The organism is Companilactobacillus halodurans, from assembly GCF_009600995.1.
GTDB lineage: Bacteria > Bacillota > Bacilli > Lactobacillales > Lactobacillaceae > Companilactobacillus > Companilactobacillus halodurans.
The window spans coordinates 1-23,612 of record NZ_VDFO01000013.1; the positions used below are offsets into that span (position 1 = coordinate 1).

Annotated in this window: 23 protein-coding genes and 1 riboswitch; of the genes, 18 read left to right on the forward strand and 5 right to left on the reverse strand. The window is 35.8% G+C overall.

The annotated features are described in order from the left end of the window. Nucleotides 1-130: 130 nt before the first annotated feature. The 3 genes from FHL05_RS04570 to FHL05_RS04580 form a co-directional block, all read right to left on the reverse strand. Nucleotides 131-604, reverse strand: a complete 474-nt coding sequence (locus FHL05_RS04570) for a universal stress protein (RefSeq protein WP_153384384.1) — start codon at nt 602-604, stop codon at nt 131-133. Nucleotides 605-692: 88 nt separating this feature from the next. Continuing rightward, entirely contained in the window at nt 693-971 is a 279-nt protein-coding gene (locus tag FHL05_RS04575) for a hypothetical protein (RefSeq protein WP_153384383.1), read from the reverse strand. Further along, nucleotides 961-2,265 carry a replication-associated recombination protein A gene (locus tag FHL05_RS04580; RefSeq protein ID WP_153522164.1) on the reverse strand — a complete coding sequence of 435 codons (1,305 nt, stop codon included), beginning with the start codon at nt 2,263-2,265 and terminating at the stop codon, nt 961-963. The genes FHL05_RS04575 and FHL05_RS04580 overlap by 11 nt, the downstream gene beginning before the upstream one ends. 51 nt (nt 2,266-2,316) lie before the next feature. Between FHL05_RS04580 and FHL05_RS04585 the strand changes: the two genes are divergently transcribed. Then, nucleotides 2,317-2,919, forward strand: coding sequence for a DUF1054 family protein (locus tag FHL05_RS04585; protein ID WP_153522165.1), 603 nt, complete (start codon nt 2,317-2,319; stop codon nt 2,917-2,919). Nucleotides 2,920-2,980: 61 nt separating this feature from the next. On the opposite strand, the gene rpsD is transcribed toward FHL05_RS04585, so the two are convergent. Beyond that, nucleotides 2,981-3,592, reverse strand: coding sequence for a 30S ribosomal protein S4 (gene rpsD, locus FHL05_RS04590; RefSeq protein ID WP_153384380.1), 612 nt, complete (start codon nt 3,590-3,592; stop codon nt 2,981-2,983). A gap of 340 nt (nt 3,593-3,932) precedes the next feature. Between rpsD and FHL05_RS04595 the strand changes: the two genes are divergently transcribed. From FHL05_RS04595 to thiT, 12 genes are all read left to right on the forward strand, one after another. Then, the gene (locus tag FHL05_RS04595) at nt 3,933-5,621 is read left to right on the forward strand and encodes a septation ring formation regulator EzrA (RefSeq protein ID WP_162000212.1); all 1,689 of its coding nucleotides are present in this window, start codon (nt 3,933-3,935) and stop codon (nt 5,619-5,621) included. Between the two features lie 74 nt (nt 5,622-5,695). Beyond that, the gene (locus FHL05_RS04600) at nt 5,696-6,841 is read left to right on the forward strand and encodes a cysteine desulfurase family protein (protein ID WP_153384379.1); all 1,146 of its coding nucleotides are present in this window, start codon (nt 5,696-5,698) and stop codon (nt 6,839-6,841) included. A 9-nt stretch (nt 6,842-6,850) separates the two neighbouring features. Continuing rightward, entirely contained in the window at nt 6,851-8,068 is a 1,218-nt protein-coding gene (gene thiI, locus FHL05_RS04605) for a tRNA uracil 4-sulfurtransferase ThiI (RefSeq protein WP_153384378.1), read from the forward strand. 580 nt (nt 8,069-8,648) lie between these two features. Then, complete coding sequence (locus tag FHL05_RS04610; RefSeq protein WP_153384377.1) at nt 8,649-11,297, forward strand: valine--tRNA ligase; 2,649 nt, start codon at nt 8,649-8,651, stop codon at nt 11,295-11,297. A 71-nt stretch (nt 11,298-11,368) separates the two neighbouring features. Continuing rightward, the gene (locus FHL05_RS04615) at nt 11,369-12,634 is read left to right on the forward strand and encodes a bifunctional folylpolyglutamate synthase/dihydrofolate synthase (RefSeq protein WP_153384376.1); all 1,266 of its coding nucleotides are present in this window, start codon (nt 11,369-11,371) and stop codon (nt 12,632-12,634) included. A gap of 8 nt (nt 12,635-12,642) precedes the next feature. Further along, complete coding sequence (gene radC, locus FHL05_RS04620) at nt 12,643-13,281, forward strand: RadC family protein (protein WP_153522166.1); 639 nt, start codon at nt 12,643-12,645, stop codon at nt 13,279-13,281. Nucleotides 13,282-13,373: 92 nt separating this feature from the next. Further along, complete coding sequence (locus tag FHL05_RS04625; RefSeq protein ID WP_153384374.1) at nt 13,374-14,375, forward strand: rod shape-determining protein; 1,002 nt, start codon at nt 13,374-13,376, stop codon at nt 14,373-14,375. Nucleotides 14,376-14,420: 45 nt separating this feature from the next. Next, nucleotides 14,421-15,284, forward strand: coding sequence for a rod shape-determining protein MreC (gene mreC, locus FHL05_RS04630; RefSeq protein WP_153384373.1), 864 nt, complete (start codon nt 14,421-14,423; stop codon nt 15,282-15,284). Further along, nucleotides 15,284-15,826: a rod shape-determining protein MreD gene (mreD, locus tag FHL05_RS04635; protein WP_153384372.1), complete on the forward strand. Its 543-nt coding sequence runs from the start codon at nt 15,284-15,286 to the stop codon at nt 15,824-15,826. Before mreC ends, mreD begins: the two co-directional genes overlap by 1 nt. Next, the gene (locus tag FHL05_RS04640) at nt 15,823-16,488 is read left to right on the forward strand and encodes a septum site-determining protein MinC (protein ID WP_153384371.1); all 666 of its coding nucleotides are present in this window, start codon (nt 15,823-15,825) and stop codon (nt 16,486-16,488) included. Before mreD ends, FHL05_RS04640 begins: the two co-directional genes overlap by 4 nt. A 2-nt stretch (nt 16,489-16,490) precedes the next feature. After that, entirely contained in the window at nt 16,491-17,288 is a 798-nt protein-coding gene (minD, locus tag FHL05_RS04645; RefSeq protein WP_153384370.1) for a septum site-determining protein MinD, read from the forward strand. Nucleotides 17,289-17,320: 32 nt separating this feature from the next. Continuing rightward, nucleotides 17,321-17,421: riboswitch (TPP riboswitch) on the forward strand. 115 nt (nt 17,422-17,536) lie between these two features. Next, a complete protein-coding gene (thiT, locus tag FHL05_RS04650) occupies nt 17,537-18,049 on the forward strand; it encodes an energy-coupled thiamine transporter ThiT (protein ID WP_153384446.1) in 513 nt (170 codons plus the stop codon). A 322-nt stretch (nt 18,050-18,371) separates the two neighbouring features. On the opposite strand, the gene FHL05_RS04655 is transcribed toward thiT, so the two are convergent. Then, nucleotides 18,372-18,488, reverse strand: coding sequence for a DUF4044 domain-containing protein (locus tag FHL05_RS04655; protein ID WP_153384369.1), 117 nt, complete (start codon nt 18,486-18,488; stop codon nt 18,372-18,374). Nucleotides 18,489-18,714: 226 nt separating this feature from the next. Between FHL05_RS04655 and mraZ the strand changes: the two genes are divergently transcribed. Genes mraZ through mraY form a run of 5 tightly spaced genes read left to right on the forward strand, consistent with a single transcriptional unit; the run spans nt 18,715 to nt 23,612 of the window. Beyond that, a complete protein-coding gene (mraZ, locus tag FHL05_RS04660; RefSeq protein ID WP_153384368.1) occupies nt 18,715-19,146 on the forward strand; it encodes a division/cell wall cluster transcriptional repressor MraZ in 432 nt (143 codons plus the stop codon). Next, the gene (gene rsmH, locus FHL05_RS04665; protein ID WP_153384367.1) at nt 19,136-20,086 is read left to right on the forward strand and encodes a 16S rRNA (cytosine(1402)-N(4))-methyltransferase RsmH; all 951 of its coding nucleotides are present in this window, start codon (nt 19,136-19,138) and stop codon (nt 20,084-20,086) included. Before mraZ ends, rsmH begins: the two co-directional genes overlap by 11 nt. A gap of 15 nt (nt 20,087-20,101) precedes the next feature. Further along, complete coding sequence (gene ftsL / locus FHL05_RS04670) at nt 20,102-20,467, forward strand: cell division protein FtsL (protein ID WP_153384366.1); 366 nt, start codon at nt 20,102-20,104, stop codon at nt 20,465-20,467. Further along, a complete protein-coding gene (locus FHL05_RS04675; protein WP_153384365.1) occupies nt 20,464-22,632 on the forward strand; it encodes a penicillin-binding transpeptidase domain-containing protein in 2,169 nt (722 codons plus the stop codon). Before ftsL ends, FHL05_RS04675 begins: the two co-directional genes overlap by 4 nt. Nucleotides 22,633-22,646: 14 nt before the next feature. Then, a complete protein-coding gene (mraY, locus tag FHL05_RS04680; protein WP_153522168.1) occupies nt 22,647-23,612 on the forward strand; it encodes a phospho-N-acetylmuramoyl-pentapeptide-transferase in 966 nt (321 codons plus the stop codon).

Here is a 23,612-nt window from a genome sequence, read left to right on the forward strand (position 1 = left end):
ATTAAGCGTATCAATCTTCAAATTTTTTGGCTCCGAGCAAGCTCGTCAGCCAAATAAAAAACAGCTAGACCAATTATGATCTAACTGCTTATGTAAACTGCCATCAACTTAATTTGACGAACAGCCATTATTATTTCTTTTGTTTCTTAATAGTTTTGTTATCCAAATCAGTTCTAACGACCAAAACATCGCAAGCCGCTGTTCTAGTTACATATTCAGTAACTGATCCAATTAACAATCTTTCCATTGCATTAAGACCAGTGGCCCCAATCATAATCAAATCGACCCCTAATTTCTTAGGAAAGTCAGTAGCAATGATTGCTTTAGGAGCACCATATTCAATGCTGTAGTCAATTTCATCGAGACCATCGTCTTTAGCTGTTTTAACATAACTTTTAACTGTTTCTTTAGCTTTTTCAGTAATTTGTTCGACCATTGTTGAATCGAAACTAGAAACATTTTGGAAAGCTCTAGTATCAATAACGTGAACTAAGTGAATAGCGGCATTATTTCTTTTGGCAACTTCAACCGCTTTCTTGAATGCTAGTTCAGCTTCAAATGAACCATCGATTGGTACGAGAATGTTTTTATATTGTTGTAACATAAGTAATCACCCCGTTAATGTATTATTACTGCTTTTATATCTTTATTTTAGTTTATTTAGGAAAATAAATACAGTCATCAGTTAAGATTTAGCGAATATTTGCTAAATAAATTGAGAATCCGGCAGCAATCAAACTGCCTAAAAGAAGCGTGATAAAGTTCGTTTCCTTAGTCCCGACAAACATGATTACAATACCAAGTATCGCTACAAGCACCAGTAAACCAGCGGTAAATCGCATAACCTTTTTCAAAGTAAGATTTTCATCTGGTGAATAAATTAAGAATTTACCGCTGCTGTGTGACCAAAGCGTGTAAGCTAAGGCTAACAAAAATATTATAAACAATATCATTAAAATTTTAATTATCATAATTATTCCGACTCCGTTTTGAATTCTTTTTCCATTCTTGAATTTGCTGTATCCGTAAATTTAGGGCTTGTTCATATTTACCAGTATTATTTGGTTGATAATATTTTCGATTGACCAAGTTATTTGGTAAATATTGTTGGCTGACCCAAGAGTTAGGATAATCATGTGGATATTTATAACCAACGCCATGGCCGAGTTTCTTTGCGCCTGAGTAGTGAGCATCCTTGAGATCATCAGGGATTGAGTTTGCTTTACCATTTTTGACATCATCTAAAGCTGAATCGATAGCGTTCATACCGGAGTTTGACTTTGGACATAAGCATAAGTCGATTACAGCATCTGCTAGAGGGATGCGAGCTTCTGGGAGTCCCACCATTTGGGCGACTTGAGCAGCTTGAACGGCTCTTGCACATGCTTGAGGATTGGCTAAACCGACATCCTCATAAGCACAGACCATCAGTCGTCTAATGGCAGAAGTTAATTCACCAGCTTCTAAAAGGCGAGCTAAGTACAAGAGGGCAGCATCTGGGTCGCTGCCGCGAATCGATTTTTGAAATGCTGAAATGACATCATAATGACTGTCACCGTTTTTGTCAGCAGAAATGGCCTTTTTTTGAACCGACTCTTCAATCGACTTCAAATCAATGTGAATGACATCATCTGAATTTTTTTCAGTTGAAAGAACTGATAATTCCAGTCCATTTAAAATACTTCTGAGATCACCATTGGTTGAACTGACCAGGAGATCCAAAGCATTGTCGTCTAATTTGACGTTGTATTTGCCCAGTCCATTCTTATCGTCTTTTAAAGCACGTCTAACAGCTTTTTTAAGGTCATCACTGTTGAGTGGCTTCAATTCAAATATTTGGACTCTAGAACGAATAGCAGGGCTTATATTGATATATGGATTTTCAGTAGTTGCACCGATTAAAATAATTGAGCCACTTTCTAGGAGAGGCAATAGAAAATCCTGTTTGGTTTTATCAAGTCGATGGATTTCATCGAGCAATAAAACGACGGTACCACTCATTTTGGCTTCTTCAGCGACGATTTGAAGATCTTTTTTGCTATCAGTCGCAGCATTCAACATTCTGAATGCATACTTGGTACTTCCGGCAATCGCACTAGCAATACTAGTTTTACCGATCCCAGGAGGACCATAAAGTATCATTGAAGATAGCATTTTTGCTTCCACCATTCGACGAATTATTTTGTGAGGACCAACTAAATGCTGTTGACCGACAACTTCATCGATATTAGTAGGGCGCATTCGATATGCTAATGGTTTTTGCATAGTTCCTCCTATATAATTGATATGTATATTCTACAACAAAGGATTGAGAACATGTTTGATAAAAATGATTTTAAAGTTTTTGACGATATGACCCTTAAAGGACGCCTAGATTTAATTAAAACAAATTTAGATCCAAAATTCGAAATTTTCGGTTCCAATTTGCAAAAGCGACTTGAAGAAGAATATCAACAAGAGTTCTTTATGAAAATTGCTAAGCATCAACGACGGACTAAAAATCCACCTCCCGATACTTGGTTAGCCATTAATCAAGATAAGAAGGGTTATAAGAAGACGCCCCATTTAGAATTTGGTCTTTGGCCGGATCGATATTTCATAACATTCAGTTTATTGGCAGATATTCGCCAAAGGCCAAATTATTATCCGATTTTAAGAAAACCCCAGTCCCAAATCACCCAAGAAAATTGGCAAGTATCTAATAATCATACTGCTAGCGAGATGTTTAATGCTACAACTGATTTTGAAAAAGTCATTGCCAGATATGAAAAAGTTAAATCGAGTGATTTAGTAATTGGTTTTGAATTAAAAAAAGATGCCGAAATAGTTCAAAAGGGAAATTATGATCGATTGTTACAGGATAAGTTTCTCCAATTGAGCAAATATCTAGTCTGGTTCAATCAAGAAGTCGCCAAATAGGCGTCTTTTTTTGCGTAAAAAAAATACATCCACCAATAAGTGAATGTATTTTTGACAAATATTAAAGAACTTGGTTGTAGTATTCAACGATTAGAGATTCATCAATATTTGGTTCTAGTTCGTCACGTTCTGGGTTACGTACTAGTGAACCTGTCATTGTGTTTTCGTCGTAGTTAACAAAACCAGGACGACCAACAACGTTTTCAAGGTTATCTTTAACGATTGCAAGATCCTTTGACTTTTCACGAAGGCTGATCTTTTGACCAATTTGAACTTCGTATGAAGGGATATCAACACGTTTGCCATCAACTGTGATGTGACCGTGGTTTACAAGTTGACGAGCTTGTGGACGTGAACTTGCAAGACCTAAACGATAAACCATGTTATCCAATCTTGTTTCAAGAAGGATCATCAAGTTAATACCGTGGATACCATCCATTTTACCGGCACGGTTGAACAAGTTACGGAATTGACGTTCGTTAACATCATACATGAAACGTAACTTTTGCTTTTCAGTTAATTGTTGACCATATTCTGAAACCTTACGACGGCCACCGTTTGGTCCATGTTGACCAGGGGCATAGTTTCTACGGGCAATTTCCTTACCTGTACCTGAAAGTGAGATTCCTAAACGACGTGATAATTTCCAACGTGGTCCTGTATATCTAGACATAAATAAATTCCTCCAAAATGTTTGTCTGGAGTAAAATAATTAACCGGAGTTTAGCATTCGTGCAGTTATCGTTACAATTTTCACCTTGTGCAGCCACGGTTACTAATTGAACTAAATCGTCGAGAACTGTTGACGTTCTTGCCACTCCTTGCTGCATATTTTACACGAAGGCTAGTATACCGTGATTAATGTTCAATGTCAAAACTATTTTCATATACTGACTGTTAAATGATTCAATAGTTTAAAACTTTATTATGAAACGTCAATACTGATAATAAAGACAATAATATTTGGTATAATTTCTTAAAGATAAGACTGAATCGTCATTAGGGGTGTAAAAGTGTTTGCAATTATTATAGGAATAATTTTAGTTATCTTGATCCTTCTATGGTATATGTGGTTTTTGCAGAGAAAAAATGCATCAACTTTGAATGATTATAAGGATCGGACCGATGAATTAAAGAAAGCTCAATTAGATGATAAAATTGAGAAACTAGAGAAAATGAAATTGTCTGGTGCAAGTGATGTTCGATTCAAGCAATTGAAATCCGAATACCAAAAGCAAACTGATGACATTTTTTCCGATATCTTAACTCAGATCAGACGAGCTGAATATAAAAATACTGAATTCAAAGTTTTTGGTGCGGCTAGCGATTTAAAGAAGTTAAACACTGAAATGAATGACTTCGCAAGTAAAATCGGTGAGGTTTCACAAGGCTTTGAAAAGTTGTTGAATAGTAATGAATTGAATGCGACTCACAGTGAGCAGCTACAACAGCAATATCAAGAAATCCGTAAACAAGTCGTGACGCAATCATTTACTTATGGTCCAGCAACTGATCAATTAGAGAACGAATTGACTGAAGTAGCTAATTTGTTAGATCAAGAAAAAGAATTGACGACTAAAGGGGATCACATCGAAGCCAGTCAATGTCTTGATGAAGTTAAAATCAAATTAGGCTTGATCAATGATCAGTTAAAGGTGATTAAGCCTTTGTATCATGATTTGAATGAAGTCTTTCCAAGTCAAATTGATGAAATTAAGTCTGTCTATCAAAAATTGGATAAACAACATTACCAATTTAATGATGATATTGTGCAATTGCTTTCTGATGTTCAGCATGAAATTGATGAATCTAATGACAAATTAAAGGAATTAAATTTTGATGCCGTCAACACTAATAATGAAGATATTAAACAACGAATCGATAATTTATATGAAGTTTTGACACTTGAAATCGATAGCAAACAAGAAGTTCTAAAAAATCAAAAACCAGTTTTAGATTATATCAACCATGCGGTCTTCCAACATAATCGTTTGGATAACCGAATCCAAAAGCTGGAAGAATCATATATTTTAACTGATAATAATTTGAAGACATTTAGGGAAAATTTTGACACTTTAAAAGACGTTCGTCGCGAGTATGATGCTGATGTTCAAAATATGGCTGATAAAAAAGCAATTTATTCTGAAGTTAAGTCCAATTTCAAACAAATCGTTAAAAAGATGGATGAAATTGAGACCAGTGAGAAATCAATCAATGACGATTTGAATCAGATGATATCAAGTGAACAAATTGCTCGAAATAGTGTAGAAGAATATGCTAAACGTCTTGAAATGCAGAAGAAAATGATGGAACAGTTGAATCTGAAAGGATTGCCTGATGACTATCTAGACTACTTCTACATGGTCTACGATGAAATCAATAAGCTCTATGATGAATTAGATGCTGATAAGATTAATATGGAAGATATCAGCAAGCAAGTCATCGTGACTCAAGAAGATTTAGACAATTTAGTAGAAAAAACAACCAAATTGAAATATAATGTCCAATTGGCAGAAAAATTATTACAATATGCGAACCGCTATGCTAATAAGAATCCTGAATTTACCGACGAATTGATTCGTGCAAGAGCATTGTTTGATGATGATTACAATTATGATGAATCAGTTGAAGTGATTTCTAAAGCACTTGAAAATGTAGAAACAGGATCAGTTGATCGAATAAAAGAAACAATTAATTCATGATTCAGTAAAAATGTGTTAAGTTATAATAGATTAAAATTTAGGCCGTGAGGCCTTTTTATTTTGGTGAGGCAGAAATGATATATTTTGATAATAGTGCAACAACTAAGATTAATGATTCAGTTCTAAAAACTTACAACCTTGCTAGTACGGAATATTTCGGTAATCCTTCTAGTTTGCATAAGTTAGGATTGAAAGCATATGAACTACTAGAAACTTCTCGAAAACAGATTGCTAACTTGATGCATGTCAAACAAGACGAGATTGTCTTTACCAGTGGTGGTACCGAGGGGAACAACTGGGTCATCAAGGGCACAGCTTTTAAGAAGCGTGAATTCGGTAAACATATTATCACTACCGAAATTGAACATGCGTCGGTTCTAAATGTGATGCATCAACTTGAAGAATTAGGCTTTGAAGTAACCTATTTACCAGTTGATAAATCAGGACATATCAGTGCTGATGATTTGAAAAAAGCTATTCGTAAGGATACAATTCTAGTTTCAACAATGGCTGTTAATAATGAAATTGGAGCAGTTCAACCAATTCATGAAATTGCTGAAGTTTTAAAGGATTATCCAAGCATCAGTTATCATGTCGATGCAATTCAAGCTATCGGCAAAGGTCTAGAATCACAAATAATCGATCCTCGAGTCGATTTCTATACTTTCTCAGGTCATAAATTCCATGCACCTCGTGGTACTGGCTTTATTTATATGAAGGAAGGCAAACAATTAGAACCTTTGATGGCTGGTGGCGGTCAAGAATCTAATTTGCGTAGTGGAACCGAAAATACTCCTGGAATTGCAGCTATGGCTAAAGCTCTTCGTTTGTTGAAAGATGACGAAGCTGGTAAGGCTAAGAAGATGGAACAATTAAAGGATAAATTGATTAAGCATTTGCAGACTTTAGATAACGTTCACGTCTTTTCAAAAGTGGCAGATAATTTTGCTCCACACATTATTTGTTTTACGATTGATGGCGTTCGTGGTGAAACGATCGTTCACACATTTGAGGAACGTGATATTTATATTTCAACAACTAGCGCTTGTTCATCTAAAAAGGGTCTTGAAGCTGGAACATTAAAGGCAATGAATGTTCAAGAAAATATTGCGACAAGTGCAGTTCGTGTCAGTTTGGATGAAAGCAATACTGAAAAAGAAATGGACGAATTTATCAAAAATCTTGATGAAATCCATGACCATTTCCAAATTTTGAATTAGGAGAATTACATGGAATATACTGAAATTATGGTTCGTTATGGCGAACTATCAACAAAGGGGAAAAATCGTAAGAGCTTTATCGACCGCTTGCATGGCAATGTTGCTAAAGTTTTGAAAGATTATCCAGATTTAAGAATGAAGCCACATCGTGACCGTTTACATATTCAATTAAATGGTACCGATGCTAAGCCCGTTATGGAAAAGCTAAAGAATGTTTTCGGGATTCAAACTTTTTCATTAAGTGTTAAGGTTTCACGTGATTTTGAAGACGTTAAGAAAAAAGCAGTTGAAATGATGCATGAGGCTTATAAACCAGGCATGAGCTTCAAAGTGGGAACTAAACGTGCAGATCACACTTACGAATTAGATACTAATCAAATCAATTTACAACTTGGGGATGCAATTTGCGAAGAGTTCCCAGGAATTGATGTTGAAATGAAAAAACCTGATATTAAAATTTCTGTGGAAGTTAGACAAGATGGAATCTATCTATCATATCTAACTGTTAAAGGATCAGGTGGTTTGCCAGTTGGTACTGCCGGAAAAGCTATGTTGATGCTTTCAGGTGGAATCGATTCACCAGTTGCAGGTTATTTGGCAATGAAGCGTGGAGTGGATATTGAAATGGTTCACTTCTTTAGTCCTCCTTATACATCTGAACAAGCTTTGAATAAAGCCAAGGAATTAACCTCTAAATTGACTGCCTTTGGTGGCAATATCAGATTTATTGAAGTTCCTTTTGCTGAAATTCAAGAAACAATCAAAGCAGGAGTTCCTGAAGAATACTTGATGACGATTCAACGTCGTTTCATGTTGAGATTGACTGATTTGATTCGTGAAAAAGAAAATGGCTTGGCAATCTTTAATGGAGAAGCCGTTGGTCAAGTAGCTTCCCAAACACTAGAAAGCATGGCTGCAATCAACGATGTTACAACGACACCAATCTTGCGTCCAGTTGCAACAATGGATAAAACAGAAATCATTCGCTTGGCTGAAAAAATTGATACCTTCAATTTATCAATCCAACCATTTGAAGACTGTTGTACAGTCTTTGCGCCACCAGCACCAAAAACACGTCCAAGTATCGAAAAGACTAGAAAATTTGAAAGTTCACTCGATATTGATGGCTTGATTCAAAGAGCCATGGACGGAATTAAAATCACAACCATCGAACATGGCGACAAGTTCATGGAAAGTGACCAAGAAAACATCAGTAGTTTACTATAAAATCAATTGACGTTTTTTAATTTATGATTTATTATCAATCTATCAGCTTTGAAGAGGAGGGTTGATTAGTCAGGCTTACAGAGAAGACATGTTGTTGAGAATTGTCAAACCGAGCTAATTAATTGTTACCTGTGAGCTATCATGAGAAAAATGATCGGGCCACCGTTATCTGTTGTTTGAGTGAAGAGTCAATTGGCTCTTAATTTAGGTGGTACCGCGAAGTCTTCGTCCTATTTTTGGGATGAAGGCTTCTTTTTTTACAGTTTCTTAGTGGCGAAGCCACTTAGAAACTGTTATGGGGACGTCTTGGACGTCCGTATACCATGATTTTAAGAGAACGGAGAGTGGCCACCTAGACTTCGAGCATTTGCCTAACTTCACCAATTGCTTGTGTAACAAGTGATTCGTGAAGTGTAGCAAAGCACAGGAGTCTGCCACTCGCAGTTCGTTTTAGCTATAAAGCAGGAAAGAAAAATAACAAAAAGTTTTGAGAATAAGTTATTTAAACTCTTATTCGAAATTCAAAGTAACACCCTAATCTTTAACACAATAAGCACTATTAAATCTGGAGGAAAAACACATGAGAGAAATCGACATGGATACTAAATATAATCCCAAAGAAGTCGAAAATGGCCGTTACCAAACTTGGTTAGACGACGATGACTTCAAACCATCGGGCGACAAGAAAGCAAAACCTTATTCAATCGTTATCCCACCACCAAATGTCACAGGTAAGTTGCACTTGGGTCACGCTTGGGACACTACGATTCAAGATACTTTGATTCGTTATAAGAGAATGCAGGGCTTTGATACGCTTTACCTTCCAGGTATGGATCACGCCGGAATTGCTACTCAAGCTAAAGTTGAAGCCAAACTACGCGAACAAGGCATCAGCCGTTATGATCTTGGCCGTGAAAAGTTCGTCGATGAAGTTTGGAAATGGAAAGATGAATTTGCTTCTATCATCAAATCGCAATGGGGTAAATTAGGTTTATCACTTGATTACTCACGTGAGCGTTTCACCCTCGATGAAGGATTGTCAAAGGCAGTTAGAAAAGTTTTCGTTAAACTATACAATGAGGGCTTGATCTATCGTGGCGAATATATCATCAACTGGGATCCACAACTACAAACAGCTTTGTCAGATATTGAAGTTATCCACAAGGATGACCAAGGTGCTTTCTACCATGTCAAATATCCATATGCTGATGGTTCAGGATATATCGAAATTGCTACGACTCGTCCAGAAACTATGTTTGGTGATGTTGCCGTAGCCGTTGCTCCCGATGATGAACGCTACAAGGATATTGTTGGTAAGGAAGTTATCGTACCTCTAGTAAACCGCAAGATTCCTATTATTACTGACCACTATGTTGATAAAGAATTTGGAACTGGTATGGTTAAAATTACTCCAGCTCATGATCCTAACGACTTTGCTGTCGGTAATCGTCATGATTTGAAGAGAATCAATACCATGAATCCTGATGGAAAAATGAACGAAAATGCTGGCAAGTATAATGGCATGGACCGTTTCGATGCTCGTAAGGCCATGGTCAAAGACTTGCAAGATAACGGCGATATGATAAATATCGAACCATATGTTCACAGCGTTGGACACTCCGAACGTTCCGGCGTTCAAGTTGAACCAAGGCTTTCTACACAATGGTTCGTGAAGATGAAGCCATTAGCAGAAATGGCTTTGAAGAATCAAAAGACTGATAATAAAGTAAACTTCGTTCCTGATCGTTTTGAAGATACCTTTACACGATGGATGGAAAATGTTCATGATTGGGTAATTTCTCGTCAATTATGGTGGGGTCACCAAATTCCAGCTTGGTATAACAAGAAGACTGGTGAAACTTATGTTGGTGAAGAAGCACCAAAGGATATCGAAAACTGGGATCAAGAGTCAGATGTTTTGGATACATGGTTCTCAAGTGCTCTTTGGCCATTTTCAACTATGGGCTGGCCTGATACTGATGCTGATGACTTTAAACGTTATTTCCCAACTAATACCTTAGTTACTGGCTATGATATTATTTTCTTCTGGGTTTCAAGAATGATTTTCCAAAGTTTGAAGTTCACTGGTAAGAAACCATTTGATCACGTTGTTATTCACGGACTTATTCGTGATGAGCAAGGTCGTAAGATGAGCAAGTCATTGGGTAACGGAATTGATCCAATGGATGTTATCAAAAAGTACGGTGCTGATGCTTTACGTTGGTTCTTGATGAATGGATCAACTCCAGGACAAGATACTAGATTTAGTTATGACAAGATGGATTCAGCTTGGAACTTCATCAATAAAATTTGGAATGCTTCGCGTTACGTTATTATGAATCTCGACGATGACACTCCTGCAATGGATGATCTTTCAGCTGTTACAACATACGATTTGTCTGATAAGTGGATTTTAGCCAAATTGAATCATACTATTAAAGAAATTACACGTTTAATGGATAATTTTGAATTTGGTGAAGTTGGAAGAACGCTTTATAACTTTATCTGGAATGACTTCTGTGATTGGTATATTGAAATGAGTAAGGCAACTCTTACAGGGGATGACGAAGCTGCTAAGAAGCAAAAGAAGATGCTTTTGACTTATGTACTTGATCAAACGTTGCGCTTAATGCACCCAATCATGCCATTTGTAACTGAAAAGATTTGGTTGACGATGCCTCATAATGGAAATACCATCATGCATGCTAAGTATCCAGAATATCAAGAATCACTTGATAATGATGATGCAATGAGTCAAATGGATGTCTTGATTGAATTGATCAAGTCACTTAGAAAGATTCGTTTGGAAGTCAATGCACCAATGTCTAAAGCTGTTGATATTATGATTAAGCCTCAAGATGATAAAGTTAAAGCTGTTATTTTGAATAATAAGGAATATATCGACCGTTTCATGCATCCAAAGGATTTGCAAGTGGCAACTGACTTAACGGCACCTGCTTTAGCTATGACATCAGTAACTAATTCAGCTGAGTTGTACGTTCCATTAGCCGAACTAATTGATATTGATGAAGAAATTTCTCGCCAAAATGAAGAAATCGCAAAATTGGATAAAGAAATCACGCGTTTAGATAAGAAATTATCAAATGAAAACTTTGTTAAAAAAGCTCCTGAAAAGGTTGTTAACGAGCAGAAAGAAAAATTAGCTGATTATCAATCACGTCAAGAAAAAGTTCAACAAAGAATTCAACAATTAAAGAACAACAAGTAAATTTGAGTATATAATGATAAGGGTTGGCAAACGTCAGCCCTTTTTGTTTAATAAAAATTGGAGCGTTAAATTTGTTAGAAGATTATCAAGCAGCAATTAAATATATTCATTCGTTGCCAAAATTTCATCGGACTAATAATTTGGACAATATCAAACAAGCGTTGCATCGTTTGGGTGATCCACAAAATAGTTATGAGACGATTCATATTACTGGAACGAATGGTAAAGGAACTACTACTAATTTTTTGGCTAATTTATTGGAGAGCACTGGACAACGTGTTGGAATGTTCACTTCTCCGTTTATAAAAGAATTTAATGAAAGAATTCAAATTAATCATAAATATATTTCTAATGCTGATTTAGTGGATGAGGTCAACCTTATCAAGGAAAAAGTTGGCGATATTCCTCTTGCAGAATTTGAATTTGTAACCATTTTGGGTTATTTTTATTTCCGTGGACGTGTCGATGTTGCTGTAATTGAAGCTGGAATCGGAGCTAAGCATGATAAAACAAATGTGATTGTACCGACTGTTTCAGTTATTACATCAATTGATTTGGATCACGAAAAGTTGATTGGACCGACGATTCAAGATATTGCCAGGGAAAAAGCTGGTATTATTAAAGAAAAAAAGCCTATAGTAACTGGTGATTTGCACAGTAGCGTTTCTAATATTGTCGAAAAAGCAGCTCAACAAAAAGAAAGTCAACTCTTTAGACTAGGAACTGATTTTTTGGTTAAAGATTTTAAAACAAATAACTTTGAATTGAGCTTTACTTATTCCGATAGTGAAATTACTATAACTGATATTCTTTGTCAGGGGTTTGAAAAAACTACAGCAATGAATGCAAGTATTGCTATTAAGGCTTATGAACTTTATCAAAAAGCCCATCACCAAGAAGTTTTGTCACAATCCGTGAAACAAGGATTGGATAGTCATAAACTTCCTGGAAGGGCACAAATTGTACAAAAAAATCCATTGATTTTAATGGATGGTGCACATAATATTTCAGCAATTTACAATTTAATTAATTCTTTATCAAAAACTTATGAAAATAAGGATATAATTGTTTTGTATGCTGGAATGAAAGATAAAGATCGTCATGAGATTCTTGAAGAATTGGCCCCAAAAGCAAAACAGATTTATATTACAAAACTTAATATGATGCGTTCTGCTACGGCAAGCGATTATAACTTGTCTGAGTATAAAAACGTTTCTTTTATTGAAAATTATCATAAGCAATTACAGAAAATTATTAACGATTTAACTGCAGATCAGATTCTTTTGATTACTGGTTCGTTTTATTTGGTTTCAGAATTAGAAAACTACTTTTCGTAATTTCATATATGATGATAAATTTAAGAGAAAAAATAATAGCGTATGGTGTCAGCACCTTAAAAAATGAAGAATTACTAGCCGTAATCATCGGCAGCGGAACAAAAGAATTTCCAGTATCTGATTTGGCCAAGACGATTATTTGCAATTCTGAAAGTTTAAATTTGAGTTTAGAGCAATTAATGTCGTTTAATGGTATAGGAGTGGCGCAAGCTTGTAAAATTTTAGCCGCTATCGAATTAGGAACTAGGAAAATTCAGTCTGATACGTTGTCAGAAAAAGTTGTTTCTGTTGATGATATTGGTCGGCATCTAATAAATAAAATTGGAAGTGCACCACAGGAAAAATTGATAGCCATTTATTTGAATAATAGCTATCACATAATTGACGAAAGAGTTATTTTTATTGGCACAGTTGATCAAGCCACCGTGCATCCACGAGATATTTTAAGAGAAGCTATCAAGATTTCAGCAACACAGATTGTGATTGCTCATAACCATCCTAATGGTTCGTTGATGTTTTCGAAAAATGATCAAGAGTTCACTTTGAGATTGAAAAAGTGTTGCCATTTAATAGGAATAAATTTATTAGATCATTTAATTATTACCAAAAAAACTTATTCTCGGATGAAGAGCTTAAATTTAATTTAGGATATGATTTTGTCCTACTTTAAATCGGCGTTTTCTATGATATAATTTTGTTTAGCGTAAAATGTGGTGTGTACTTAAAGGAGAGAAATAAATTGTTTGGTATTGGATCAAAAAAGCTCGGTATAGACTTGGGAACAGCAAATACTTTAGTTTATGCTGAAGGCAAAGGTATAGTTTTAAATGAACCCTCAGTTGTTGCAAAGAACAACAACACTGGAGAAATAGTTGCAGTCGGTTCAGATGCACGTGAAATGATAGGTCGTACACCGGGTAGTATTTCTGCAATTCGTCCAATGCGTGACGGTGTTATTGCTGACTACGATACGACAGCTGCAATGATGAAATATTTCATTGAAAAATCAGCTAATAATTCAAAACCTTCAGTAATGGTCTGTGTACCAAGCGGCGTTACTGAAGTTGAAAAGAGAGCCGTTATTGAAGCTACTCAACACGCTGGTGCTAGAGAAGCTTATGTAATTGAAGAACCATTTGCCGCAGCTATTGGTGCCGGACTTCCAGTTATGGATCCAACAGGTAACATGGTTGTTGATATTGGTGGTGGAACGACTGATGTTGCAACAATTTCCTTGGGTGGTATTGTTTCATCACGTTCAATTAGAATTGCTGGAGATAAGTTTGATGATTCTATTTCTGCATATATCAAATCAAACTTCAATCTACAAATCGGTGAAAGAACCGCTGAAGATGTAAAAATTCAAGTTGGTTCGGCTTCCATTGAAAAAGCAAAAGAAATTGACCCTATGCAAATTCGTGGTAGAGATTTAGTTACTGGTTTACCAAAGACGGTTCAGTTAACTGGTGAAGATATTGCTACTGCTATTCACGAGAATGTTGAAGAAATAATTGAAACTATTAAGGAAACTCTTGAAGAAACATCTCCAGAAATTGCTGCCGATGTTATCGATCATGGAATTGTCCTTACTGGTGGCGGTGCTTTGTTGCACCATTTACCAGAAGTTATTTCTGAAGCAACTGGCGTTCCCGTATTCATTGCTCAAGACCCATTAGATTGTGTGGCCATCGGTACTGGAGAATCACTTAAAAATATCGATGTAATGCGTCGCCAAAAATAAGCGGGTTAATCCCGTTTTTTTTATTTGATCTACTAGGAGGAAGCAATGAAAAGATTTTTTTCAAATAAAAAATTAATTATTTTAATGATACTCATTATTGTGACTTTTGGTCTTTTGGCGCTTACTGTTAACATTCGTAATAAAAAAAATACGCCACCTGTAGTCCAACAAGTTGGTAATGATGTCGTCAGTTTAGTTGGAGGTGTATTTGCGTACCCAACTAATGCTGTAAAAAATGCTACCTCAGAATTTTCTGATTTGTATAATACGTATTCCGAAAACAAGCGTCTTAAAGCCAAAATCGGTGAATTAGCACAGAATCAGGCTAAATTAGGAGTAGTTCAAGATGAGAATAAGAAATTAAAGCAAGAATTGAAGTTGAATAGTACTTTGACAGACTATTCAACTATCAATGCTTCAGTCTTATCTCGTTCTCCAAGCAGTTGGCAAAATTATTTAACGATTAACCGTGGCCAAACTAGTGGCATTAAAAAGAATATGCCCGTTATGTCAGGTAAAGGTTTGATTGGACGAATCATTGAAGTTGATAAGGTAAGTTCAAAAGTTGAATTGATTTCAACTGATAATGAATTAAATGATAAGTTTGCTGCAGAAATTTCTGGAAGCAATGGTAAGGCCGTTACTGGAGTTGTCAGTCGTTATGACAGTTCGACTGGTGATCTGGTAATGGAGAATGTAAATTCAACTAAGAATATTAAAAAAGGCCAAAGCGTCATCACTTCAGGTTTAGGTGGGTTAACTCCACGTGGGCTCTACATTGGTAAAGTTTATGGAATCAAGAAGGATAATTATGGTATGACGAACTCTGTTTACATCACACCAGCTGCTGAATTACGTAACTTTACTGTTGTTACAGTCATTAAATCATCTGTTAGTGGTGAAAAGTAATGAATATAAAAAATCGCAAAATCTTTGGTCAAGTATTATTCATTTTGATTGCATTTTACCTTGATGGTTTAATGAAATGGGCCTTTTTGAATAATATGAACCATGTGACAGTTAACGTTTTGCCACAATTAATGTTGATGGTAATCATTATGTTGACAATGAGAATTGATAATCGTCGGCAATTGTTGACTTATGGAATTATTTTTGGTTTGATCTATGATTCGTATTATTATGGAATCATTGGATTATATACTGTCTTGTTACCATTGATAATGGTTGGAATTGACCATTTCAAATTTCTATTGATTAAAAATAATATGGGATATGACTTATCAATCTACTTTTTGTCGTTGACATTTTTACAATCAGGGATTTACCTTTTGGAAAGTTTGTTGCAACAAACAAGTACGAGTGTGTTTGATTTCATCACTTATACGCTTGGGCCAACATTGTTATGGAATGTAGTGGTTTTCTTTATTCTGTACGTTCCATTGAACAATTTATCTCAGTGGTTGATGAAATATCGGAGGGATAGTAAATGAATGACATCATTTTAAAGGGTGATAAAAATGGCTTTTCAGTAATTATTGATGCAAAAGCTAATTATATTGATGCGTTTAAGGAACTCAAAGAGCTAATTACGCAACAAAATATAAAATCAACTGAAGATGATGATGTCATTAAATTTACGATTAAGACTGGCAATCGATTACTCGATGAGAAGCAAAAGGGTGAAATTAGAGAGTTCTTTGATAAATTTCCACAGTTAGAATTGAACGATATTGAATCAGATGTCGAATCAAAGACAGTCGTAAAAGAAATCCTTGATAAAAACAAAGTGAATGTTGAATCAGGAATTGTTAGAAGCGGTCAAAAATTAACTTACCAAGGTGATTTAATATTTTTAGGAACTTTGCATCGGGATGCACAAATTTGTGCATCTGGTTCAATTTATGTTTTGGGCGAGGTCAATGGTATCGTTCAAGCGGGATTTCCTGATAATACTAACGCTTATATTTTTGGCAATTTAAAGAATGTCGATCAATTACGGATTGCCGATGTAGTTGAAATTGTGACCGACGATAATCAAGATCAATTTCAAAATAGTCGCTTTGCTTATATTGATGATTTGCACTCAATTAATGTTGATGAGTTAACGAACTATAAAAATCGCTTAAATGATTTAGGAAAAAGGACAGGTTAGCTATGGGAATATCGATAGTCGTAACTTCAGGAAAAGGTGGAGTTGGTAAAACTACTACTACTGCTAATGTTAGTACTGTCTTAGCAAGTCTTGGTAAAAAGGTTTGTATGGTCGATTTAGATATTGGCTTAAGAAATCTGGATGCTGTTATGGGACTAACTAATCGAATCGTTTATGATATTGTGGATGTTGCGCAACATCGAGTAGTTGTTTCACAGGCACTAGTCCGTGATCCAAGGTTTGAAGACAATTTATATTTGCTAGCTGCTTCACAGTTTGCTGATAAATATGTTTTGGATAAAGAATCAGTGGGTTCAATTATCAATGAATTAAAGCAACGTTTTGATTTTGTTATGATTGATTGTCCAGCTGGAATTGAATATGGTTTTCAAAATGCCGTTTCTATCGCAGATGGTGCATTGGTCGTAACGAATCCTGAAGTTGCTTCAGTTAGCGATGCTGATCGAGTGGTAGGTATTTTAGAGAGTATGAAAATGCCGATTACGCCGCATTTGATTATTAATCGAATTCGTAAGAACATGATTAATGATGGAACCTCAATGAGGATTGACGATATTGTTAATCATTTGGGAATTCCGCTTTTAGGAATCGTAATTGATGAAGATAAAGTGATTTCCGCTTCAAATGCCGGTCAAACAGTTGTGTTTGATAAAGAAAGCGATGCTGGTCACAGTTACCGAAATATTGCTCGTCGCATGCTGGGTGAACAGATTCCACTTGATTTATCTACTCATACAAAAAAAGTTGGTTTTTGGGGTAGAGTGTTTGGAAGAAAGTAAGCACTATGGTACAATCTTTTTGTAATTAAATAAGTCAACACAGGGGGAGCCTTCTGGCTGAGAGTGAACTAAGTTCAGACCCTTTAAACCTGTTATGTTAATGCATGCGTAGGGATAGTGTTGTTCAAGCGAATGCTCGAACTCTCTTGTGATGACTAAATCAGAAGGGAGTTCTTTTTTTGACTAATGTAGGAAATAGAAACAACTTGATTGTTTTGACCGAGGGAGCCATAATCACTGCTTTGGCCATGGTCTTGTCATTTATACCACATTCTACTGGTGTTTCATCAATAGAGTTCGTTTATGGGCTGATTCCCATGGCAATCTTCGCTCTAAGAAGAGGTGTAGGTGCTGGTTTAACAGCTGGTTTAGTATGGGGAATCTTGGATCTTTTGTTGAGAGGTTTTAGTACCGGTGGATTTTTGAATCCATTGCAAGGATTTGTTGAGTATCCTTTAGCATTTGGCGTGGTCGGCTTGATTGGTCTAGGTAGCGGTCAAGTGAAACGAGCACTTGAACAAGGGAAAAATGCCGTTGGTTTAATAATTTTTTATTCTGCTATTGGTTTTTTCGCTAAATATTTCTTCCACTTCATTGCTGGTGTCGTTTATTGGGGATCATATGCACCAAAGTCAATGAACCCATGGATCTATTCGTTAGTAATTAACGGTGGTAGCTTTATTGCTAATATGATAATGCTGATTGTCTTATCATTCTTGCTGAGCCGAATCTTCAAGCGATTGATTCTAGTAAATAATTAGTTTTTTATGAAAAGAGTTATTGAATTTTTCAATTAAAGTAAAGTGCTTAATAACTGTTAGATTTCTTGTCAAACAGTTATTAAGCACTTTTTTTATGGTCGAATATAAAACCCGAGTCGTCGGTTAGTACCTTCAAAGTGAAATTAATACCAGTCTTCTTTCACTCATTTAAAACAGAATGTCTTAATGGATTCCCACAAAGATATGGAAGAATTTAAAGAAAATTCAAGGGAAAACAAAAGGCATGGCTCTCTGCGAATACAGAGAGCCATGCCTTAACAGTTTAAAAGTATTCAATTTTGTCTAACTTTTGTGTTTTTATTTAGATAAAGCTCGTTACTGCGGTGAGAGCTACACCAACAAGGGTAACGATAATCATTAACCAAACGAAACCTTGTGTAATTTTAGTTAATGTGCTTTTAGGCTTTTTATCATTCAAAACTTTCACCACCTAATTCATATATATAACAAAATATTACTTCACAAGTCTAATTTATGCAATATTTGAAACCGATTAATCTAAAATTTATTAAAATCCACCACCTCTAGAACCACACAATTAGTAACTGCTTTCACATTTATTAGAAGTTTGTTAAATATCGTGTGGTTAAAAGTGGGGATTTGTGGTAAATTAGGAAGTGTTAAGGAATCGAGGTGGGCTAACCATGTTCATGGGTGAATTTCATCATACGCTTGATAACAAAGGTAGAATGATTATTCCTGCCAAATTTAGAAAGTTGCTTGGTGAAAGTTTTGTTGTCACACGTGGCATGGATGGTTGCCTATTTGGGTATCCGCTCGAACAATGGAACAAGTTAGAGGCACAGCTTGATAAATTGCCTTTGACAAAAAAAGATGCAAGAGCGTTCACTCGATTCTTTTACTCAGCTGCTGCAGAAGTAGAATTTGATAAACAGGGAAGGATTAATCTTTCAACGCCGTTAATAAATTTTGCTAAATTAGATAAGAATTGTGTAGTAGTAGGCGTATCCGACCGAATTGAGATTTGGGATGAGGAACGTTGGAATAAATTTAGCCAAGAGGCTGAAGATAATTTTGAAGAAATATCGGAGAAAATGACAGACTTTGACTTCTAATGTATATAAACATAAAACAGTACTTTTAAAAGAAACCATTGATGAAGTAAATCCCCACGATAATGGCATCTACGTTGATGCAACTTTCGGAAGAGGTGGACACAGCAAAGAATTGCTGAGTCGAGTTCACCACAGTCATCTTTATGTTTTTGATCGTGATGAGGCTGCTATTGAGGTCGGTGAAAGTATTCAAAATAATGCTGATATAATTGGCGATAATTCGCTTACTTTAATTCGTGATAATTTTGAGAATATGCAGGCACGTTTAAATGAACTTGGAGTAGAGAAGGTTGATGGAATCGTTTATGATTTGGGAGTTTCTTCTCCCCAATTTGATGATGCTGTCAGAGGCTTTAGCTATAAGAAACAAGCTCGTCTTGATATGAGGATGGATCAAAGACAAGATCTCGATGCTGAAAAAATTGTTAATGATTGGTCGTACAATGAATTAGTAAGTATTTTTTATAAGTATAGTGATGAAAAATTTGCTAAACAAATTGCTCGTGCAATTGAACGCATCAGAGAAGACCATCGTATTACTTCGACATTGGAATTAGCAGATATTATTAAAAATGCTATTCCAGCTGCTGCTAGAAGAACTGGTGGTCATCCAGCAAAACGAGTATTTCAAGCAATCAGAATTGCAGTTAATGATGAATTGGGTTCTTTAGAAAGATCCCTTGAACAGGCAATTGATTTGCTTGCTCCACATGGCAGAATAAGCGTTATAACTTTTCAATCCAAAGAAGACCGAATTGTCAAACATATTTTTAAAGATAATTCACATGTTGATGTACCAAGAGGGCTACCGGTTATTCCTGATAATTTAAAACCGATTTTAAAACAGGTCACTAGAAAGCCTATTTTACCTAATCCGGAAGAATTGACTGAAAATAATCGAGCTCATAGTGCAAAGTTGCGTGTTGTTGAAAAGATATAATGGAGAATTATAAATATGAGAGAAGAAAATACTGCTAGAAATTTACAAGACTATCAAGTTGCACAAGAACCAGAAGTTCAGGTTCAAGCGACACCCAAAAAACATAGTGTTTCTCTGTCGAAGTTTGAGGCTTTCTCAATTGTAGGTCTCGCTCTTTTAACGTTGGCGCTGATGGTGACTTTAGTAAGTATGAAAGTTTCTATGACTTCTTCTCAAAATAAGTTAGATAGTCTAACGACACAAATTTCAAAAACTAATACAAGTAACGTTAATTTAAGACAAGAAATTTCTGAGTTGACCAGTTTTGATCGTTTTTCTTCTTTTGCGAAGAAACATAATTTAAAAATGAGTGACAACAATGTAAGGAATATTTCAAAATGAGTAAGTTCAGAAAATTATTTAAAAATAAGGCAAGACGCAATCATTATATTGTTGGTATGGTAATTTTGATTGCGACTGCCTTTTCTTTTATCCTTTTTATTCAAAAGTTCGCCTATATTTCTGTTGGGAAACAGTATGATGGCGTTAATTTAGTACAAAGAACCAAACAAAAGTATGAGCACGTTAAGCAAGTTAATGCAAAACGTGGTGATATCCTAGATTCTGATGGCAATATGATTGCTGGAGATTCCACAATTTATAATATTTATGCAATCGTTTCTCATAAATCTAAAACTAGTTCTGGTAAAGCTGATTATGTGACCAATAAAGATAAAACGGCCAGAGTTTTAAGCAAATATTTACCGTTATCTGAAAAGCAAATCCGTAAATACCTAACTCCCAAAAACAAGAAACAGTATCAAGTAGAGTTTGGTCAAGCGGGACGAGGCCTTTCAATTGAAATAAAACGGAAGATCAATGCTAAGAATCTTCCCGGAATTCATTTTGAAGAATTACCTTCACGTGCTTATCCAAATGGTGTTTTTGCAACTAACTTAGTTGGAATAACGAAAGCCGATAATGATAATGACAAAACTAGCAATATTAGTGGCGTTATGGGTATTGAAAAATACTTCAATAAAATTTTGGCTGGCCATAACGGTAAAAAAGTTACCAAAGTGGATAGCAGCGGCAATGAATTGCCAAATTCACAGGTTGTTGAGAAGAACTCGGCTGATGGATCAAATGTTTATCTGACCTTGAACAGTCGAATTCAGCAGTATTCAGAGATTTTGGCTCAAAACGTTCAAGAGAAATATGAGCCTAAAGGGCTGCAAATTTTAGTTATGAATGCTAAAACAGGTGCGATTGAAGCGGCGACACAAAGACCGACATTTAATCCTACAACCGGAAAGGGCCTAAGCGATAGTTGGCGCGATACTTTAGTTGAAGATCAGTTTGAACCCGGTTCCGTTATGAAAATTTTGACTTTATCCGCATCTATTGATTCTGGCAATTACAATCCTGATCAATTGTACAAATCGGGAACGGTTGAAGTTGGCGGACGAACGATAGGTGATTGGAATACGGCCGGATGGGGTTATATTCCTTTGTCCCAAGCCTTCACTAGATCATCTAACGTTGGGATGGTCAAATTGGAAGAAGAAATGGGTTCTAAAACTTGGTTGAAATACTTGCATCGTTTTAATATCGGTGAAAAAACAGGCGTTGATTTGCCGGGTGAAGTCTCTGGAGGTATTTCATTTGAACACGCTAGCGACCGTGCGATGACGTCATTTGGTCAAAGTGTCAACGTTAATACCATGCAGATGTTGCAGGCTTTTTCAGCGATTGCTAATGGTGGGAAAATGATTAAACCACAAATCGTTAAAAAAGTGGTCAACCCTAATACGGGTAAGACTACAAGCAAATTTAAACGACAAGTCGTTAGTCAGCCGATCAAAGCTAGTACAGCTAAGAAAGTTCAAAAAGCGATGCGTCAAGTTGTAACGAAGAGTTATGGTACCGGGGTCGTTTATAACGTTCCTGGAGTTAAGGTTGGTGTTAAAACTGGGACCGCTCAAATTGCTTCACCAAGTGGAGGTTATTTGACGGGCTCAAATAATTACATATTCTCTGTTGCAGGGATGATTCCATATAATAATCCTAAATATATCGTCTATGTAACGCTGAAGCAGCCACAAAAAATGACTGAATCTGCTGAAAAAATTCTTTCAGAAGTTTTCAATCCACTTGTTAAACGATTAGTCAATCAAGGAAGTTCCACAACTGAGACTACCGAGGCTGGTAGTCAATATGTGAAAATCCCAAGTTTCTTAGACAAATCAACTAATGATGCTCTAAAAGAAATTAAGAAGCTTGATTTGCAATCTGGCGTTATCGGAACAGGTGATAAAATCGTTCAGCAATTGCCAGCTAGTGGTCAAAAGGTCATGCCGGGACAAAGAATCGTTTTATTGACTAATGGAGCAATGACGATGCCTGATCTTTCTGGATGGTCGAAAAACGATGTTTTGAAGTTTGCTGAAATTACTGGTAAACAAGTCACGACAAAAGGTGATGGATATGTCACGAAACAGTCTGTTGAGGCTGGTCATGTGATAAATGAGAGTGGTAAAATTATAGTTACATTGAAGAATAAATAATTAAGGGGATTTCCATGGAATTAAGTCATATTGTTTTTGATGTTGTAAGTTCATTTGCAATCGTAGCCATTTTTATGCCATTTTTAATTGGTTATTTAGTTGCACATAAAGAGGGACAATCTATCAGAGAAGAAGGTCCTAAATGGCATGAAAAAAAATCTGGTACGCCCACAATGGGTGGCTTGTTAATAATTATTGCCATGTTAATCACCAACATTTGGGTCGGCGCTTGGCAAGGACAATTAACGCATTCACTTTTGATTACGACTTTTGTAATCGTCTTGTATGGTTGTATCGGATTTATTGATGACTTTATCAAAGTCTTTAAAAAACGTAATTTAGGTTTACGTGCTTATCAAAAAGCACTTTTGCAAATTGTAGTTGGTATTATTTTTCTATACGTCTACAATGGCGATCAATTGCCAATGAATTTTACGATTCCTGGTTTGGTTTCAATTGATTCGGTGATTATCTTCGTGCTTTTCACATTATTCTGGTTAGTTGGCTTTTCTAATGCAACTAACTTAACTGATGGATTAGATGGTTTATTAGGTGGTTTAGGAGCAATTTCTTATGCAACCTATGGAATCATTTCGATAAATGAAAATCGATTCGATTTAGCTATCGTCTGTTTTTCAGTTGTCGGTGCGTTGTTAGCATTTCTAATTTATAATCACAAACCGGCCAAAATTTTTATGGGAGACGTTGGTTCACTGGCACTCGGTGCCGGTTTGGCAGCTATTTCAATCCTACTTGGCCGTTACTGGTCATTATTATTGATTGGTTTGGTTTATGTAATTGAGACATTGAGCGTTATGTTACAAGTATTCTCGTTCAAAGTGTTCCACCGCCGTATCTTCAAAATGACGCCAATTCATCATCATTTTGAAATGATGGGCTGGACTGAATGGAAGATTGATGGCGTCTTTTGGATTGTTGGTCTAATTTGTTCAACAATTTATTTAATTTTATTCGTATAG